Genomic DNA, 16,025 nt, shown 5'->3' with positions numbered 1-16,025 from the left:
AAAAAACCCGCCAAGGCGGGTTTTTTAATGTGCGGCTTTTTTGCCGGGTGACGTTGCGCTTACCCGTAGGCCCGTGCAAGCGAAGCGCCGCCGGGCATCAACGACCAAACAGATCGCGTTTTTTCGCTTTAAACGGCTGGGCAATCAGCACCAGCAGCGCCACGATCAGGTAGGCGGCAAAAATGCCCACCAGCCACTGCGGCATCTCCAGGGTCAGGAATTCCCACTGACGCACGGCGCAGTCACCGGTAGCCACAAAGACCTGCGGCAGCCACTTGTCCAGCGGCAACCAGCTCGGGAAGCTGGCGGCAAAGTCACAGGTCTGGAACGGCGACGGATGCAGCTGGATCATGGTGTGTTCCCAGGCCAGTTGCAGGCCTTTACCGGCACTGTAAAGCCAGATGGCAATGGCACCATAGCGCAGCGGGCTTTTTGGGGCGATGGCGCCCACCAGACCCGCGCCCATGACGCCAAACAGCGCGCAGCGTTCATAGATACAGAGTACGCATGGCTTCAGCAGCATTACGTGCTGGAACCACAATGCCACCATTTCTAACACGAAGGCGGTCAGGGCCAACAACAACCACGCCCCGCGACCGCGCGAGCACTGGTTCAAAAATTTCAACATAATCATTTCCCTGGAGCAGGTATAGAAAGCGCAGTGTAAACGAAATCAATCTACGCGCCAGCTTCAGCGCGTAAAATATAACGTAATCGAATACTTATCATGCACAAGTGCAGCCGGGCAATGACCGCCCGGCTGACTCATTTAATGCGTCGCCAGTATACCTGCCTGCAGCATCCATTGGGTAAAAGGAATGAGGGTAATTTTGACGCACAGCAAACCCACAGCGGTTAACACCAGGCTATAAGGCAGCGCCATCCATACCATCCGGCCATAAGAGAGGCGGATAAGTGGGGCGAGGGTGGAGGTCAGTAAGAACAGGAAGGCCGCCTGACCGTTTGGCGTGGCCACGGAAGGCAGGTTGGTGCCGGTGTTGATCGCCACCGCCAGCAGTTCAAACTGCTCCCGGTCGATGATACCACTCTCCATCGCCGCTTTCGCTTCGTTGATATAGACCGAACCGACAAAGACGTTATCGGAGATGGCCGACAGCAGGCCGTTAAACAGATAAAACAGCGACAGCTGGGCATCGGGCGCCGCCTGCAGCACGAAGTTAATGATCGGCCCAAACAGGTGCTGATCGACGATCACCGCCACTACCGCGAAAAAGACCGCCAGCAGCGCGGTAAACGGCAGCGCTTCGGTAAAGGCTTTACCGATGGCATGTTCATCCGTCACGCCGGAGAAGGTGGTCGCCAGGATAATGACCGACAGACCAATCAGTCCCACCTCCGCCAGATGAAACGCCAGGGCAATAATCAGCCAGACGCCAATGATGCCCTGGGAAATCAGCGCCAGCCGCTGCTGACGGGTACGCTGGCTGCGGCTCTCTTCGTCGAAGCGTTGCAGCACGTCGCGCACCTGATTCGGCAGCAGGGTGCCGTAACCAAACCACCTGAACTTCTCTACCAGCCAGCAGGTGAGCAGGCCGCACACCAGCACCGGCACGCTGACGGGAGCAACGCGCAGGAAAAATTCGATAAAATTCCAGTCCGCGGCTTTGGCGATAATCAGGTTCTGCGGCTCGCCGACCATGGTCATGACGCCGCCCAGCGCAGTCCCCACGCCAGCATGCATCATCAGGCTGCGCAGAAAGGCGCGAAACTGCTCCAGCACGTCGCGCTGGTGGGCATCAACCTGACTGTCATCCTGCATGCCCGATGCCGGCTGGGAAGAAGCCACCCGGTGATAAATCCCGTAAAAGCCGACGGCGACGCTGATCACCACTGCCACCACGGTCAATGCATCGAGGAAGGCCGATAAAAAAGCGGCCGCCAGACAGAAGGCCAGCGACAGCAGCCTTTTTGAGGGGATGCTCAACAGCAGGCGGGTAAAAATGAACAGCAGCAGCTGCTTCATAAAGTAGATCCCGGCCACCATAAACATCAGCAGCAGGAGCACTTCCAGGTTGGACGCCAGCTCTTCTCTCACGTGTTCCGCACTGGTCATCCCTATTGCTACCGCCTCGAAGGCCAGCAGGCCGCCCGGCAGCAGGGGGTAACACTTCAGCGCCATGGCCAGGGTAAAGATGAACTCTGCCACCAGCAACCAGCCTGCGGCAAAAGGACTCACCATAAAGATAAGCGGGTTAATTACCAGGAAGATAACCAGAGCCAGTTTGTACCAGTCGGGAGACTGGCCTAAAAAATTGCGCCAAAGGGCGCGACGATACGACATTTTCACAACAGATTTCCTTGCCCGTCACATAATTACGCACTAAGTATACGCAAATGGCGCCGGGGAAGGAGCGCAGGCCGCGTTTTTTTAAATGATAAAAATAAAACGGCGATCCCTTTTTTCTCGCCTCGCTGCGCTATCTGCCTCTGTCTGCCTCTGGTATGATGAGTGAATTTTGTAAAAAGCAGTGGAATGGAAAACTCACTATGGTAATAAAGGCGCAAAGCCCGGCGGGTTTCGCGGAAGAGTATATTATCGAAAGCATCTGGAACAACCGTTTCCCCCCAGGCTCGATTCTTCCCGCAGAACGCGAACTCTCTGAACTGATTGGCGTCACACGTACCACCTTACGTGAAGTGTTGCAGCGACTGGCACGCGACGGCTGGCTGACGATCCAACACGGCAAACCGACCAAAGTGAATAACTTCTGGGAAACGTCGGGTCTGAATATCCTTGAAACGCTTGCGCGCCTCGATCACGAGAGCGTGCCGCAGCTGATCGACAATCTGCTCTCCGTGCGCACCAACATCGCCACCATCTTTATCCGCACGGCGTTTCGCCAGCATCCGGATAAGGCGCAGGAGGTGCTCGCCCGCGCTACGGCGGTGGAAGATCACGCCGACGCCTTTGCGCTGCTGGATTACAACGTCTTCCGCGGGCTGGCGTTTGCCTCCGGCAACCCAATTTACGGCCTGATCCTCAACGGCATGAAAGGGCTCTATACCCGCATCGGTCGTCACTACTTCGCCAATCCGGAAGCCCGCAGCCTCGCGCTGGGCTTCTATCACAAGCTGAGCGAACTCTGCGCTGAAGGTCAGCACGATCAGGTGTATGACACCGTGCGTCGCTACGGTCGCGACAGCGGCGAGATCTGGCACCGGATGCAGAAGACCCTGCCGGGCGATCTCTCCATCCACGGCCGATAAAATAAAAAACCTCTCATCTGAGAGGTTTTTTTGCCGGGTGGCGGCTGCGCCTTACCCGGCCTACAAAATCCGCAATATATGTTTGCCGGATAAGCGAACGCCACCCGGCAAACAGGCGATACCGGCCTAAAGGATATTACCCTTAGGTGGGCAGCGCTCCAGCAACTCCACGCTGCCATCTTCGTTCTGCTGTTCAAGCAGAATGTCAAAGCCCCACAGACGATGTACGTGCTTCAGCACCTCTTTGCGTCCTTTATCCAGCGGCGCGCGGTTATGCGGGATATAGCGCAGCGTCAGGGAGCGATCCCCGCGCAGATCCACATTCCAGACCTGAATATTCGGCTCCAGATTGCTTAAGTTGTACTGGGCCGAGAGACGGGAGCGGATCTCACGGTATCCCTCTTCATTGTGGATAGCCGAAATTTCCAGAAAGTTGTTGTGATCGTCATCCAGCACCGTAAACAGGCGGAAATCACGCATCACCTTCGGCGACAGGAACTGGCTGATAAAGCTCTCATCTTTAAAGTCGCGCATCGCAAAATGGAGCGTCTCCAGCCAGTCGGAACCGGCGATATCCGGGAACCAGTATTTATCCTCGTCCGTCGGGTTCTGGCAGATACGCTTGATATCCTGGAACATGGCAAAGCCCAGCGCATAGGGGTTAATACCGCTGTACCACGGGCTGTTGTAAGGCGGCTGGAACACCACGTTGGTGTGGCTGTGCAGGAACTCCAGCATAAAGCGTTCGGTCACTTTGCCTTCGTCATAGAGGTGATTGAGGATAGTGTAGTGCCAGAAGGTGGCCCAGCCCTCGTTCATCACCTGGGTCTGCTTTTGCGGGTAGAAGTACTGGCTCACCTTGCGCACGATGCGCAGGATCTCACGCTGCCACGGCTCCAGCAGCGGGGCGTTCTTCTCCATAAAGTAGAGCAGGTTCTCCTGCGGCTCAGAGGGATAACGGCGTGCTTCGGGAACCGCTTTCTCCTCTTCCCGTTTCGGCAGGGTACGCCACAGGGTATTCACCTGGCTTTGCAGATACTCTTCACGGCTTTTCTGCCGGGCTTTCTCCTCCTGCAAGGAGATCTTCTGCGGACGTTTGTAGCGATCCACGCCGTAGTTCATCAGCGCATGGCAGGAGTCCAGCAGCTTCTCGACCTCTTCCACCCCGTAGCGCTCTTCACATTCGGTAATGTAGTTTCGGGCGAAGATCAGGTAATCGACAATCGAGCTGGCGTCGGTCCAGCTGCGGAACAGGTAGTTATTTTTGAAAAACGAGTTGTGCCCGTAGCAGGCGTGCGCCATCACCAGCGCCTGCATGGTGATGGTGTTCTCTTCCATCAGGTAGGCGATACAGGGGTTAGAGTTAATGACGATCTCATAGGCCAGCCCCTGCTGACCGTGCTTGTAGAGCCGTTCGGTCTCAATGAATTTTTTACCAAACGACCAGTGGGTATAGTTAATGGGCATCCCGACGCTGGAGTAAGCGTCCATCATCTGCTCGGAGGTGATCACTTCGATTTGATGGGGATAGGCGTCCAGACGGTAGAGTTTTGCCACCCGGTCAATTTCCGCCAGATAGGTGTCCAGCAGCTCGAATGTCCAGTCGGGTCCATCGCTCAGACGAGTGGTGTCCTTATTCATGGAATCAATAGTAGCCATTAGCGCGCCCTCGTTGTTGGTAGCTCTCTCTGTCTGGAGAACCTCTTTTCAAGCATAGAACACGCCATTCAAAAGCGTGCTGGTGCGCTATTTTTTTCTTTGCGATTTCCCGTCGCGGGCATGACGAAAAGGGGGTGGGTAACAGCATAATCTGCTGGTTAAAAATGCCGCGCAGCATGAGATGCCAAATACGTCACAGCCCCGTCATAGGGGGAAGGTGTGAGGTAAGTCACCATAAAAAATGCCTATGTTGAATAATATTTTCATCTGGGTTATCAATATGTAACCAGAAGATTGTTCTTTTGCTTATAAATGGAGTGGCTATGCGTGTTGTCATACTGGGAAGTGGCGTCGTTGGTGTGACCAGCGCCTGGTATTTGAGTCAGGCCGGGCATGATGTAACCGTCATCGATCGGGAACCGGGTCCGGCACTGGAGACCAGCGCGGCGAACGCCGGACAAATCTCTCCGGGCTACGCGGCGCCGTGGGCGGCACCGGGCGTACCGCTGAAGGCAATTAAGTGGATGTTCCAGCGCCATGCGCCGCTGGCGATCAGTCTCGACGGCACTCAGTTCCAGCTGAAGTGGATGTGGCAGATGCTGCGCAACTGCGACACTTCGCACTACATGGAAAACAAAGGACGGATGGTGCGTCTGGCAGAGTACAGCCGCGACTGCCTGAAAGCGCTGCGTGCCGCCACCGGTATCCAGTATGAAGGCCGTCAGGGAGGCACCCTGCAACTGTTCCGCACCGCCCAGCAGTACGAAAATGCCACCCGTGATATCGCTGTACTCAAGGATGCGGGCGTCCCGTATCAGCTGCTGGAAGCGAGCCAGCTGGCGCAGGTGGAACCGGCCCTGGCGGAGGTCGCGCATAAGCTGACCGGCGGTCTGCGTCTGCCTAATGACGAGACCGGCGACTGCCAGCTCTTTACCCAGAATCTGGCGCAGATGGCCGAGCAGGCCGGCGTCAAATTCCGCTACAACACCGGTGTCGATAAACTTCTCTACGAAGGGGATAACATCTATGGCGTGCTGTGTGGCGACGAGGTGGTGAAGGCCGACGCTTACGTGATGGCTTTTGGCTCTTACTCTACCGCCATGCTGAAAGGGATTGTGGACATTCCGGTCTACCCGCTGAAAGGTTATTCGCTCACCATTCCGGTCAAAGAGGAGAGCGGTGCCCCGGTTTCAACTATCCTTGATGAAACCTACAAAATCGCGATCACCCGTTTTGACAACCGGATCCGCGTGGGAGGAATGGCGGAAATCGTCGGCTTTAACACTGAGCTGCTGAAACCGCGTCGGGAAACGCTGGAGATGGTCGTTGGCGATCTCTTCCCGCGCGGCGGCTTTATCGAACAGGCGACCTTCTGGACCGGGCTGCGTCCAATGACCCCGGACGGTACCCCGGTGGTCGGGCGGACACCGTTTAAAAACCTGTGGCTAAACACCGGACACGGTACGCTGGGCTGGACAATGGCCTGCGGTTCAGGGCAGCTACTCAGTGATTTGATCTCCGGGCGCACACCCGCTATTCCGTTTGATGATTTAAGCGTTGCGCGCTACCGTCCGGGATTCACGCCGTCACGTCCACAACATTTACACGGCGCGCATAACTAACAAGGAGTCGTCATGTCCCGTCCTGTTCTGGCTCAGATGGATCTGCAGGCCCTGAAGGATAATCTGCAAATTGTCCGTCGCGCTGCGCCCGCTTCACGCGTCTGGACCGTGGTCAAAGCCAATGCTTACGGCCACGGTCTGGACCGCATCTGGAGCGCGTTAAGCGCCACGGATGGTTTTGCGCTGCTCAACCTTGAAGAGGCGATCCTGCTGCGCGAGCGCGGCTGGAAAGGGCCGATTCTGATGCTCGAAGGTTTCTTCCACAGCGATGAACTGCCGCTGTTCGATAAGTACCGCCTGACTACCAGCGTGCACAGCAACTGGCAGGTCAAGGCGCTACAGAATGCGAAGCTGCATGCCCCGCTCGATATCTACCTGAAAATGAACAGCGGTATGAACCGGCTCGGTTTCCAGCCGGAGCGTGTGCACAGCGTCTGGCAACAGCTGCGGGCGCTGAAGAACGTCGGCGAAATGACCCTGATGGCCCATTTTGCCGATGCGGAAAAGACGGAGGGCATTGTCGAACCGATGAAGCGCATCGAGCAGGCAGCAGAAGGTCTGGCCTGTCCGCGTTCGCTTTCCAACTCGGCGGCAACGCTCTGGCATCCGGAGGCGCATTTTGACTGGGTGCGTCCGGGGATCATCCTCTACGGCGCCTCGCCGTCGGGTCAGTGGCAGGATATCGCCAACAGCGGCCTGAAGCCGGTGATGACCCTGCGCAGTGAGATCATTGGCGTCCAGACCCTGAAAGCGGGGGATACCGTGGGTTACGGCAGCCGCTATCGTGCGTCGGGCGAACAGCGGATCGGCATCGTCGCCGGAGGATATGCCGACGGCTAACCGCGCGTTGCCCCTTCCGGTACCCCGGTATGGGTGGACGGCGTGCGCACCGGCACGGTCGGCACGGTGTCGATGGATATGCTGGCGATTGACCTGACGCCTAGCCCGCATGCGGGGATCGGTACGCCGGTTGAGCTGTGGGGCAACGAGGTGAAGGTGGACGACGTCGCTGCCGCCGCGGGCACCGTCGGGTATGAGCTGTTAACGGCGTTAGCGCCACGAGTACCGATCGTCGTTGTGTAACATCGCCCGGCGGCGCGACGCTTGCCGGGCCTACAAAACCCGTAGGCCGGGCAAGGCGTAGCCGCCACCCGGCAAACCGGCCTACTCTTCGGCATCCTCCGCCACGCGCACGCCCACCCTCAGCACCGCGTTATCCTCTTTCTCCGCCACCGTCCAGATCATCCCGGCAAACTCCACCTGGTCACCCACGACCGGCGCGGCACCGAGCTGCTTCTGCACAATCTCGCCCAGGGTCTGCTGGTTATCGCGATACTCCAGCCCGACATCCAGACCGTAAATCATCGCCACGTCGGCAAATTTGGCGTTGGCTTCCAGAATAAAGTCGCCGAAGAAGCGCTGATCCAGCGCCACCGGCGGCGACTGGCTGAAGAGCTTGCCAAGGGCAGGGAGGTCATGCTCGCGACCAATCACACAGAGAATATCTCCCTCGCGCAGCCGGGTGCTGCCGGTCGGGTGCAGCAGGGCATTATCGCGGAAGAGGGCGGCAATGCGCGTCTCGGCGGGCATATGGAGGTCGCGCAGCGAGGCGCCCACGCACCACTTATCGGCGCTGAGCTGGTACACAAACTGCTCCCAGGGGTTTTCAGGGTGAAGATCCAGCCCCACGCGGGAGACCGGCCAGCCTACCGGTGGGATCACCACCTTCGCTTTTTTCGCCGCCCACGACAGCGACGTGCCCTGGAACAGCAGCGACACCAGCACTACGAAGAACGCCACGTTGAAGAAGAGACGGGAATTATCGAGCCCAGCCATCATCGGGAACACTGCGAGGATGATCGGCACCGCACCGCGCAGTCCCACCCAGCTGATAAACACCCGCTCGCGCAGGTTAAAGCCTCTGAAAGGCAGCAGTCCGGCGAAGACCGACAGCGGACGGGCAAAGAAGATCATCCACAGTGACAGCATCAGCGCCGGAACGGCAATCGGCAGCAGATCCGACGGCGTCACCAGCAGCCCCAGCACCAGGAACATGCCAATCTGTGCCAGCCAGGCCAGGCCATCGAAGTTTTGCAGAATGCCAAAGCGGTTGCGGATTGGACGGTTGCCGAGCAGGAAACCGCAGAGATAGACCGCCAGAATGCCGCTGCCGTCCAGGGCCGTGGTAAGGGCGAAAATTAAAATCCCGCCGCTCAGCGCCAGCAGCGGATAGAGCCCGCCCGGGAGCGAGATGCGGTTGATCATCTGTTGCAGCAGATAGCCGCCGCCAAGGCCAAAGAGGATACCCAGACCAAACTGTTGAATGATGTGCCAGGCGAACATCCAGCTCAGGCCGGTTTCATGCTGCTGGATCATCTCAATCAGGGTGATGGTGAGAAACACCGCCATCGGATCGTTACTGCCGGATTCAATCTCCAGCGTCGAGCCGACACGTTCGTTCAGCCCTTTGCCACCCAGCAGGGAGAAGACCGCCGCGGCATCGGTAGAGCCGACAATCGCGCCAATCAGTAACCCTTCCATCAGGTCAAGGTGGAACAGCCACGCCGCCATCATCCCGGTGAGGCCGGAGGTGATTAGCACCCCGACCGTTGCCAGCGACAGGGCCGGGCCCAGCGCCACGCGAAACGAACTGGCCTGGGTGCGCATCCCGCCATCCAGCAGGATCACCGCCAGGGCGAGGTTACTGATCATGTACGCAAACGGGTAGTTGTCGAAGGGGATGCCCCCGATGCCATCAACCCCCGCCAGCATGCCGATGGCGAGGAAAATAACCAGAATGGGGATGCCGAGACGCGAAGAAAACGAACTCAATAAAATACTGCAGGTTACAAGAACTGAACCCAGGATAAAAAGACTGATTATTGCTGCGGCATCCAATGTGTGCGTACTCCCTGCCTGACGCGATGACTAGTAGTAAAACCCTATCATATTAACGCCCCTTACAGGGCGTTAATCCGCCGCTTAAGGGGCTTTTTTTATGCCCGGAGCACCGGATGCCCGCTCAGGGTTAAACGACTATTGCCGGGGGTGTGAACCAGCGTTGCCTGCGCACCGAGCGGCAGGGTAACGGTTCGTTGCTCGTGGCCGAAGTCGAGTCCGCTGATAACCGGCACCGATATCCGGGAACGCAGGTAATCGACCATGGTTGCCAGATCGTATCCGGCATCGTAATCGTTAGGGGTCGCGCCGCTGAAGCTGCCGAGCACAATCGCCTGCTGACGGTTGAGAATACCCGCGTGATGCAGCTGGAGCAGCATCCGTTCGACGCGGAACGGATGCTCATTAATATCCTCCAGCACCAGGATGCCGTTCTCAATGGCGGGCAGCCAGCGGGTGCCGATAAGTGACACGACCATCGCCAGATTGCCGCCCCACAGCTGGCCTTCGCAGACGCACGACGGGCCATCGCCCGGCCACTCAACGGAGTAGGTACTGTTGCTGAGCGCCCGCCAGAAATGGTCTACCGTAAAGGCGTTCAGCTCCGGGGCGCCAAAATTGCCCGCCAGCATCGGGCCGCTGAAGGTGATGACGTTGTGCAGCGCCAGCAGGCCGAGCTGGATCACGGTGAAATCACTGTGGCCGCAGATCAGCAAGGGATCCTGCTGCTGGCGTTTCGCCAGGCCCTCCCAGTCAATCTGTTCCAGCAGGCGGCTGGCGCCGTATCCACCGCGCACCGGCAGCACTATCTGGTCGGCGCCCGGCAGACGGGCGAGGGCGTTGATATCATTCAGCCGCTCCGCCTCGGTACCAGCAAATCGCTGCTGGCGGCGGGGTATAATCGTCTGATTTTGTACCTGATGACCCTCGTCCAGTAATCGCGCCACGCCCCGCTGCGCCGCCTCCTGATTAATGCAGTACCCTGATGGTGCAATGAGATGAAACTGAGACATGGCATTTCCTTGCTGACTTATAAAGCTGAATGTATATATCATGCCGCCTGAGCGCGTCCTTCATCAAGCGGAGGATAGGGTAACAGCGATGAATGACCATAAGGACAGATGACGTGAAATTAAGATGGTTTGCTTTTTTGATTGTGCTACTTGCAGGCTGTAGTTCAAAGCAGGATTACCAGAAGCCGGAATGGAACCCGGAAGTCCCGGTTAAACGGGCGATGCAGTGGATGCCGATCAGTGAAAAAGCCGGTGAGGCGTGGGGAGTCAGCCCACGGCTGATCACCGCCATCATTGCGGTGGAGTCGGGTGGGAACCCGAACCTGGTGAGTAAATCAAACGCGGTGGGGCTGATGCAACTGAAAGCCTCCACCGCCGGGCGTGAGGTCTACCGGCACATGGGCTGGAGCGGGCAACCCTCCACCAGCGAGCTGAAGAACCCGGAACGCAATATCTCTATGGGTACCGCCTACCTGAGCATTCTGGAGCACGGGATCCTGAACGGTATTGAGGACCCGGAAGTGATGCAGTATGCGCTGGTTGTCTCCTACGTGAACGGCGCGGGCGCGCTGCTGCGCACCTTCTCGTCGGATCGCAAAAAGGCGATCGCCGAAATCAATGACATGGATAAAGACGAGTTCTTTGATCATGTCGTCAATAACCATCCTGCCCCGCAGGCCCCACGCTATATCTGGAAAGTGCAGAAAGCGATGGACGCTATGTAATTGGTTGCCGGGCAGCCACGCGCTGCCCGGTGGCGATTAACGCACTTTGTTGGCACGTTCCCGCGCTTCACGCTCCAGCGAGTAGATGATTTTCTGCAGTTCTCGCTCAGGACCCGGCCCGACGTTAAGAAACCGGAAACTCAGACGCGGCGTGGTGATGGTCTCGTTTTTGCTGTCCACCACTTTACGTTCGCTGACGGTAATCAGCTGCGCATCGAAAAAGAAGCGGCCCCAGCCCCCCATATCCAGCTCGATCTGCGAAAAACGCATTCCCTCGACCAGGCCTTCGGGTTTCGCGGTATCCATCAGCGCGCCCATGCCGCCCAGCGACAGATCGTGCAGGCGGAAACGAATGATGCTCTTATCAGGCATTCGGGCTTTGCAGAAGTAGGCCGGATGTAGCGGGGCATTGATGCGGAAGTACTCCCGGCGCTGAATGCACCATACGGAGGTCGGCAGCGGCGAGATAAAAGCAGGCAGCGCCTGGTAGTCACCCTGTTCCACCTTCGGCAGGTCGAACTCGACTTTGGCCCCCTGGGTATCGGCGGCCACGGTGATATTCTCCGCACGTAACACCGAGCGGTTTTCAAACTCCTGACTGCCCAAATCCATGATCAGTCGTTCCGGGGTAGCATCCAGGATTTTGCTGATGAACTGGTTGTTCCCCCAGCTGATACGTACGGGAACGTCATTTTTTTGCAGATCGCGTAATACACCCAATACAGCCAGCGGATTAGTTTTCAGGAACTGCTCACTGTAATTACTCACGCCCCGGGGCTCCTCGTTAGATGACAGTCTGTGGATGCGTTATCGGCAGCGGGCCGCGGAACTTAATACAAACCGGCAATTATTTTTTTCGCCTGAGCCGCAATTAAGTCGGTGTAGTAAAACTGGTTTTCCGGTGATTGCCTATACTTACTATTACCTGCGCTGGGGGTGTCCTGCGCAAGCTTAACTCTGCAAGAGGGCAACACTATGGGTATCATCGCCTGGATTGTATTTGGTCTGATTGCTGGCGTTATCGCAAAGTTCATCATGCCGGGACGTGATGGCGGCGGCTTTATCGTGACCTGTATCCTTGGGATCATCGGTGCGGTTGTCGGCGGCTGGCTGGCGACGATGTTTGGCATCGGTGGCAGTGTATCCGGATTTAACCTGCAAAGTTTTCTGGTGGCTGTGGTGGGTGCCATTCTGGTACTGCTTATCTACAGGATGGTACGACGCGCCTGAAACCGATAAAACGGCTCTTGTTAAGAGCCGTTTTTTTATGGGCAGAGCCTGGACGGCATGCCGGGTGGCGGATACGCCTTACCCGGCCTGGAGGTTACTGCTGTCCGACACTTTTCTGCGTTTCTGTTTCATCGTTGGCCGCTGGCTGGTCGGTGGTAGCCGGTGGCGTTGTGGTGGTCGTTGACGGGTTAGTTGTCGACGGGGTGCTTGTCGCCGCTGGCTGGTCGCCGGTGGTGGATGTGCCATTCGCCGCAGGTTGTGCGCCGGTAGTCGATGGGGTGGTAGTTACCGAACCCTCATTGGCCGCGGGTCGCGTGGCGGGCACTTTGTCGCACGGGTTCGCCTGCGGACAGACCAGATCCAACATTTTCAGCGTCACGCCGTTAGTCCAGCCGAAGCCATCCTGCAACGGATATTCACCGCCGCCGCCGCCAGTGCCGGTGGTGGAGACATCATATTTCTCTACCAGCTTCTGCTCGCGATCGTAGGTGTGCTGCACGTTGGTGAGGAAGCGCCACGTCACATCCATCGCCACTTTATCCTGCCCGTAATTCTGCAATCCTTCGGTGGCGACCCACTGCAACGGCGCCCAGCCGTTAGGGGCATCCCACTGTTGGCCGCTGTTAACGGTGGTGGTCGAAATGCCCCCCGCTTTCAGCAACTGGGCTTCGGCAGCAGAGGCGGTTTTGTCCGCGCGTTCCTGCGAGGCGGCCTTGACGTAGAGCGGGAAGAGCGCCGCGGCGGTCAGCTGATTACGGACCTGTTTGGTTTTCAAATCGTAATCGGCGTACCAGCCCTCTTTTTCATTCCACAGATAGCGCTCCATCGCTTTCTGACGATCGGAGGCCAGGCCCTCGTAACGGCTGGCTGCGGCGCTGTCACCGCCCTCCTGGCTGGCCTTCGCCAGCAGTTTCTCCATCTTGAACATCAGGGCGTTCAGATCCACCGGCACGATACTGGTGGTGCGGATCGTTCCCAGCTGCTGCGGATCGTCCATCCAGCGCGAGCTGAAGTCCCAGCCGGAGGCGGCGGCGGAGCGCAGATCCCGGTAGATCTCGGTTGCCGGACGGCTGGGGTATTTTTTCGCGGTGTTGATATCATCCAGCCACGATTCCGGGCGCGGCGTATCACGATCGTCCCAGTAACGGTTAAGCACGGCGCCATCGTCGAGCTTAACCACCCGCTGGCTGGCCTGGCCCGGCTGAAGGGCATCTACCCCCTCCATCCAGTAGGCGTACTCTTTTTCCATCTGTGGACGGTATTTTTTCAGCGCCTCTTTATCGTGCGTCGCCAGCAGCTCCACCATCAGGGCAAAGAAGGGCGGCTGGGAGCGGCTCAGATAGTAGCTGCGGTTACCGTTAGGGATATGACCCCAGCTGTCCAGTTCGTACGCGAAGTTGTCCACCATACTGGCGACCTTGTCCCAGTGGCCGCTCTCGGCCAGTCCCAGCATGGTGAAGTAGCTGTCCCAGTAGTAGATCTCACGAAAACGTCCGCCCGGCACCACGTAAGGCTTCGGCAGCGGCAGCAGGGAATCCCACTTTCCGGCGCTGGAGGTAGTGCGCGTCAGCACCGGCCACAGACCATCAATGTGCGCCCGCAGGCTCTGCCCGGCAGGCGGCACATATTTTTCCTTCTCGGTCGGCAGGGTGAAGTTCACCTCTACAAAGTGGCGCAGGTCAAAGCCGGACTGTTTACGCTGCATGTGATAGTCGGCAAGGATCGTCTGGGGATCGTTTTTCGGTACTGCATCGGCGAAGGTCTTTTGATCCGGGAAGAGTTTGGCGGTTTGCACATCGTTAAACAGCGGGCCAAACAGAATATCGGGGGCTTGTTTCCGGGCGCCGGACGGTTCTTCCGCATAGCTAAAGGCAGTTATCCCAAGCAGGATGCCGCCAATCGCCAGCCGCAATGCTGTTTGCTGCTGAGGTCTCATCATGGTTGTTCTCCTGGGTTCTCTGGGCAGCGCGACCGCTACCATCAATCACCTGAAAACCTTAGACGAATATTTGTCACTTCGCGTGTCGGAGGTAACACTTTGCACAAAACCAGACTATTTACCGTTGCGTATTTAGCCCCCTGAATCACCGTCATAAATATAGTAGTGGCGCGATTTATTTATCGCATAAATAACCACTAATCACGCAGATCACATAAAGGGAAAATCATAACTTCTTAGCGAGAAATCATAATAGATTGCTCTGGAAGGGATATGGAAATTATGTCGGCAGCTACAACGAAAGGACTGAAAAATACAGGGAGAGACCTGAAATGTCGGCAACGGAAAAATTAACGGTAAAAGAAAAAATAGGCTACAGCCTCGGCGATGCGGCCAGCCATATCGTCTTTGACTCCTCAGTGGCGATCCTCGCCTATTTCTATACGGATATCTACGGGCTGCCGCCCGCAGTGATGGGGACAATGTTTTTACTGGTCAGGCTGCTGGATGCCATCACCGACCCGATAATGGGGGCGATTGCAGATGCTACCTCCTCACGCTGGGGACGCTTTCGTCCGTGGCTGCTGGCGATCTGCGGCCCGTTCGCGGTCAGCTGCGTACTGGTCTATACCATCCCGTCCTTTTCTGACAGCGGTAAAGTGGTCTATGCCGTGGCGGCCTATATCTTTATGACCCTGATGTATACCGCCATCAATATTCCTTACTGCTCGTTGGGCGCGGCACTTACTTCCGATCCGCGGGAAAACCTCTCTTTGCAATCCTGGCGTTTTGCCATCACCCCCTTGGGCGGCGCCCTGGGCACCGCCTGCATTCTGCCGCTGGCGGATTATCTCTATCCTCAGGATCGCGCGAGCGGCATTCAGATGGCGATGGCCATTTTCGGGGTGATTGGCTGCCTGATGTTTATCATCTGTTTCGCCACCACCAAAGAGCGCGTCCAGCCCATCAAAGAAGAAAATCTGAATGTCGTCCGTGACGTCAAAATTCTGTTTCGCAATGAGCAGTGGCGCATTCTGTCCATTTACAACTTCATGATGCTGGTGGCGGTGGTGATCCGCGGCGGCGCGGTGGTCTATTACGTCAATACCGTGCTGCGTCAGGGCTCCACTATTATCTCGCTGTTTATGCTGGGTGGGATGATCGCCTCAATGCTGGGCTCGGCGCTGGCGCAGCCGCTGGGTTCCCGGTTCTGCAAAATCAAACTCTCATTCTGGATAAACCTGCTCAACGCCGGCCTGGGCATCGTCTGCTTCTGGTTGCCGGTGCAATACTGGCTAATTCCGCTGGTGGCCCATTTTCTTATCCAGACGGTGCAGGGCGGAAACGGCGCGCTGCAGTGGTCCATGATCACCGACGCCAATAATTACGGCGAGTGGAAAACCCAGCGGCGAATTACCGGCATGAATGTCGCGGCCAATATTTTTGTCATTAAATTAGGCGTGGCTGTCGGCGGCGCTATTCTGGGCTGGGTTCTGGCCGGGTTTGAATATAAAGCCAGCGCAGCGGTGCAATCCCCTCAGGCGGTGCAGGGGGTTGTCTGGTTATTTACCCTTATCCCCTCGCTCTTTTATCTGTTGACCGCGCTGGCAATTAAATTCTACCGCCTCGATGAACAGGTAATGAATACCGTGGTGACGGATTTAAATAACGGAAAATTTGCAAGGCCCTAATGTACCAGTGGAATCAACAA

12 protein-coding genes and 1 pseudogene are annotated in these 16,025 nt (G+C 57.3%); 6 read left to right on the top strand and 7 right to left on the bottom strand.

Going from position 1 to position 16,025, the window contains the following annotated elements:
- Window positions 1-97: 97 nt before the first annotated feature.
- Complete coding sequence (dsbB, locus tag WFM46_RS04275; RefSeq protein WP_103180006.1) at window positions 98-628, bottom strand: disulfide bond formation protein DsbB; 531 nt, start codon at window positions 626-628, stop codon at window positions 98-100.
- Window positions 629-769: 141 nt separating this feature from the next.
- On the bottom strand, window positions 770-2,308 hold the full coding sequence (gene nhaB, locus WFM46_RS04270; protein ID WP_103180005.1) for a sodium/proton antiporter NhaB: 1,539 nt from the start codon (window positions 2,306-2,308) through the stop codon (window positions 770-772).
- 200 nt (window positions 2,309-2,508) lie between these two features.
- Here nhaB and fadR point away from each other — a divergent pair, with 200 nt between their 5' ends.
- Window positions 2,509-3,228 (top strand): fatty acid metabolism transcriptional regulator FadR, encoded by a 720-nt coding sequence (fadR, locus tag WFM46_RS04265; protein WP_103822336.1) that lies wholly within the window; start codon window positions 2,509-2,511, stop codon window positions 3,226-3,228.
- Window positions 3,229-3,354: 126 nt separating this feature from the next.
- Here fadR and WFM46_RS04260 read toward each other — a convergent pair whose 3' ends face one another.
- On the bottom strand, window positions 3,355-4,887 hold the full coding sequence (locus WFM46_RS04260) for a SpoVR family protein (protein ID WP_336997118.1): 1,533 nt from the start codon (window positions 4,885-4,887) through the stop codon (window positions 3,355-3,357).
- A 323-nt stretch (window positions 4,888-5,210) separates the two neighbouring features.
- Between WFM46_RS04260 and WFM46_RS04255 the strand changes: the two genes are divergently transcribed.
- The gene (locus WFM46_RS04255) at window positions 5,211-6,509 is read left to right on the top strand and encodes a D-amino acid dehydrogenase (protein ID WP_156654699.1); all 1,299 of its coding nucleotides are present in this window, start codon (window positions 5,211-5,213) and stop codon (window positions 6,507-6,509) included.
- A 12-nt stretch (window positions 6,510-6,521) separates the two neighbouring features.
- A pseudogene (gene dadX / locus WFM46_RS04250) lies at window positions 6,522-7,592 on the top strand (catabolic alanine racemase DadX).
- Between the two features lie 81 nt (window positions 7,593-7,673).
- Here the strand turns inward: dadX and WFM46_RS04245 are convergent.
- Together WFM46_RS04245 and ldcA are read right to left on the bottom strand one after the other, a co-directional pair.
- The gene (locus WFM46_RS04245) at window positions 7,674-9,407 is read right to left on the bottom strand and encodes a potassium/proton antiporter (RefSeq protein WP_336997117.1); all 1,734 of its coding nucleotides are present in this window, start codon (window positions 9,405-9,407) and stop codon (window positions 7,674-7,676) included.
- A 98-nt stretch (window positions 9,408-9,505) separates the two neighbouring features.
- Entirely contained in the window at window positions 9,506-10,420 is a 915-nt protein-coding gene (gene ldcA, locus WFM46_RS04240) for a muramoyltetrapeptide carboxypeptidase (RefSeq protein WP_103179999.1), read from the bottom strand.
- Window positions 10,421-10,533: 113 nt separating this feature from the next.
- On the opposite strand from ldcA, the gene emtA reads away from it, so the two are divergent.
- On the top strand, window positions 10,534-11,145 hold the full coding sequence (gene emtA, locus WFM46_RS04235; RefSeq protein WP_103179998.1) for a membrane-bound lytic murein transglycosylase EmtA: 612 nt from the start codon (window positions 10,534-10,536) through the stop codon (window positions 11,143-11,145).
- 36 nt (window positions 11,146-11,181) lie between these two features.
- On the opposite strand, the gene ycgR is transcribed toward emtA, so the two are convergent.
- Complete coding sequence (gene ycgR / locus WFM46_RS04230) at window positions 11,182-11,913, bottom strand: flagellar brake protein YcgR (protein ID WP_336997116.1); 732 nt, start codon at window positions 11,911-11,913, stop codon at window positions 11,182-11,184.
- 207 nt (window positions 11,914-12,120) lie between these two features.
- Here ycgR and WFM46_RS04225 point away from each other — a divergent pair, with 207 nt between their 5' ends.
- Window positions 12,121-12,375, top strand: a complete 255-nt coding sequence (locus tag WFM46_RS04225; RefSeq protein WP_103179996.1) for a GlsB/YeaQ/YmgE family stress response membrane protein — start codon at window positions 12,121-12,123, stop codon at window positions 12,373-12,375.
- A gap of 94 nt (window positions 12,376-12,469) precedes the next feature.
- On the opposite strand, the gene WFM46_RS04220 is transcribed toward WFM46_RS04225, so the two are convergent.
- Entirely contained in the window at window positions 12,470-14,314 is a 1,845-nt protein-coding gene (locus WFM46_RS04220) for an alpha,alpha-trehalase (protein ID WP_214422117.1), read from the bottom strand.
- A 332-nt stretch (window positions 14,315-14,646) separates the two neighbouring features.
- Between WFM46_RS04220 and WFM46_RS04215 the strand changes: the two genes are divergently transcribed.
- Window positions 14,647-16,005 (top strand): glycoside-pentoside-hexuronide (GPH):cation symporter, encoded by a 1,359-nt coding sequence (locus WFM46_RS04215; RefSeq protein WP_336997115.1) that lies wholly within the window; start codon window positions 14,647-14,649, stop codon window positions 16,003-16,005.
- Window positions 16,006-16,025: the final 20 nt, after the last annotated feature.

The sequence above is a fragment of the Leclercia sp. M50 genome, assembly GCF_037150775.1.
GTDB lineage: Bacteria > Pseudomonadota > Gammaproteobacteria > Enterobacterales > Enterobacteriaceae > Enterobacter.
The sequence above is the reverse complement of the archived record's forward strand: the minus strand, read 5'-3'. Positions and strand labels throughout refer to the sequence as shown.

Excerpts from the sequence above, each read along its gene's own strand:
- dsbB (WP_103180006.1), bottom strand. The coding sequence starts at position 628 with ATGTTGAAATTTTTGAACCAGTGCTCGCGCGGTCGCGGGGCGTGGTTG.
- fadR (WP_103822336.1), top strand. The coding sequence starts at position 2,509 with ATGGTAATAAAGGCGCAAAGCCCGGCGGGTTTCGCGGAAGAGTATATT.
- WFM46_RS04260 (WP_336997118.1), bottom strand. The coding sequence starts at position 4,887 with ATGGCTACTATTGATTCCATGAATAAGGACACCACTCGTCTGAGCGAT.
- WFM46_RS04255 (WP_156654699.1), top strand. The coding sequence starts at position 5,211 with ATGCGTGTTGTCATACTGGGAAGTGGCGTCGTTGGTGTGACCAGCGCC.
- ldcA (WP_103179999.1), bottom strand. The coding sequence starts at position 10,420 with ATGTCTCAGTTTCATCTCATTGCACCATCAGGGTACTGCATTAATCAG.
- WFM46_RS04225 (WP_103179996.1), top strand. The coding sequence starts at position 12,121 with ATGGGTATCATCGCCTGGATTGTATTTGGTCTGATTGCTGGCGTTATC.
- WFM46_RS04220 (WP_214422117.1), bottom strand. The coding sequence starts at position 14,314 with ATGATGAGACCTCAGCAGCAAACAGCATTGCGGCTGGCGATTGGCGGC.
- WFM46_RS04215 (WP_336997115.1), top strand. The coding sequence starts at position 14,647 with ATGTCGGCAACGGAAAAATTAACGGTAAAAGAAAAAATAGGCTACAGC.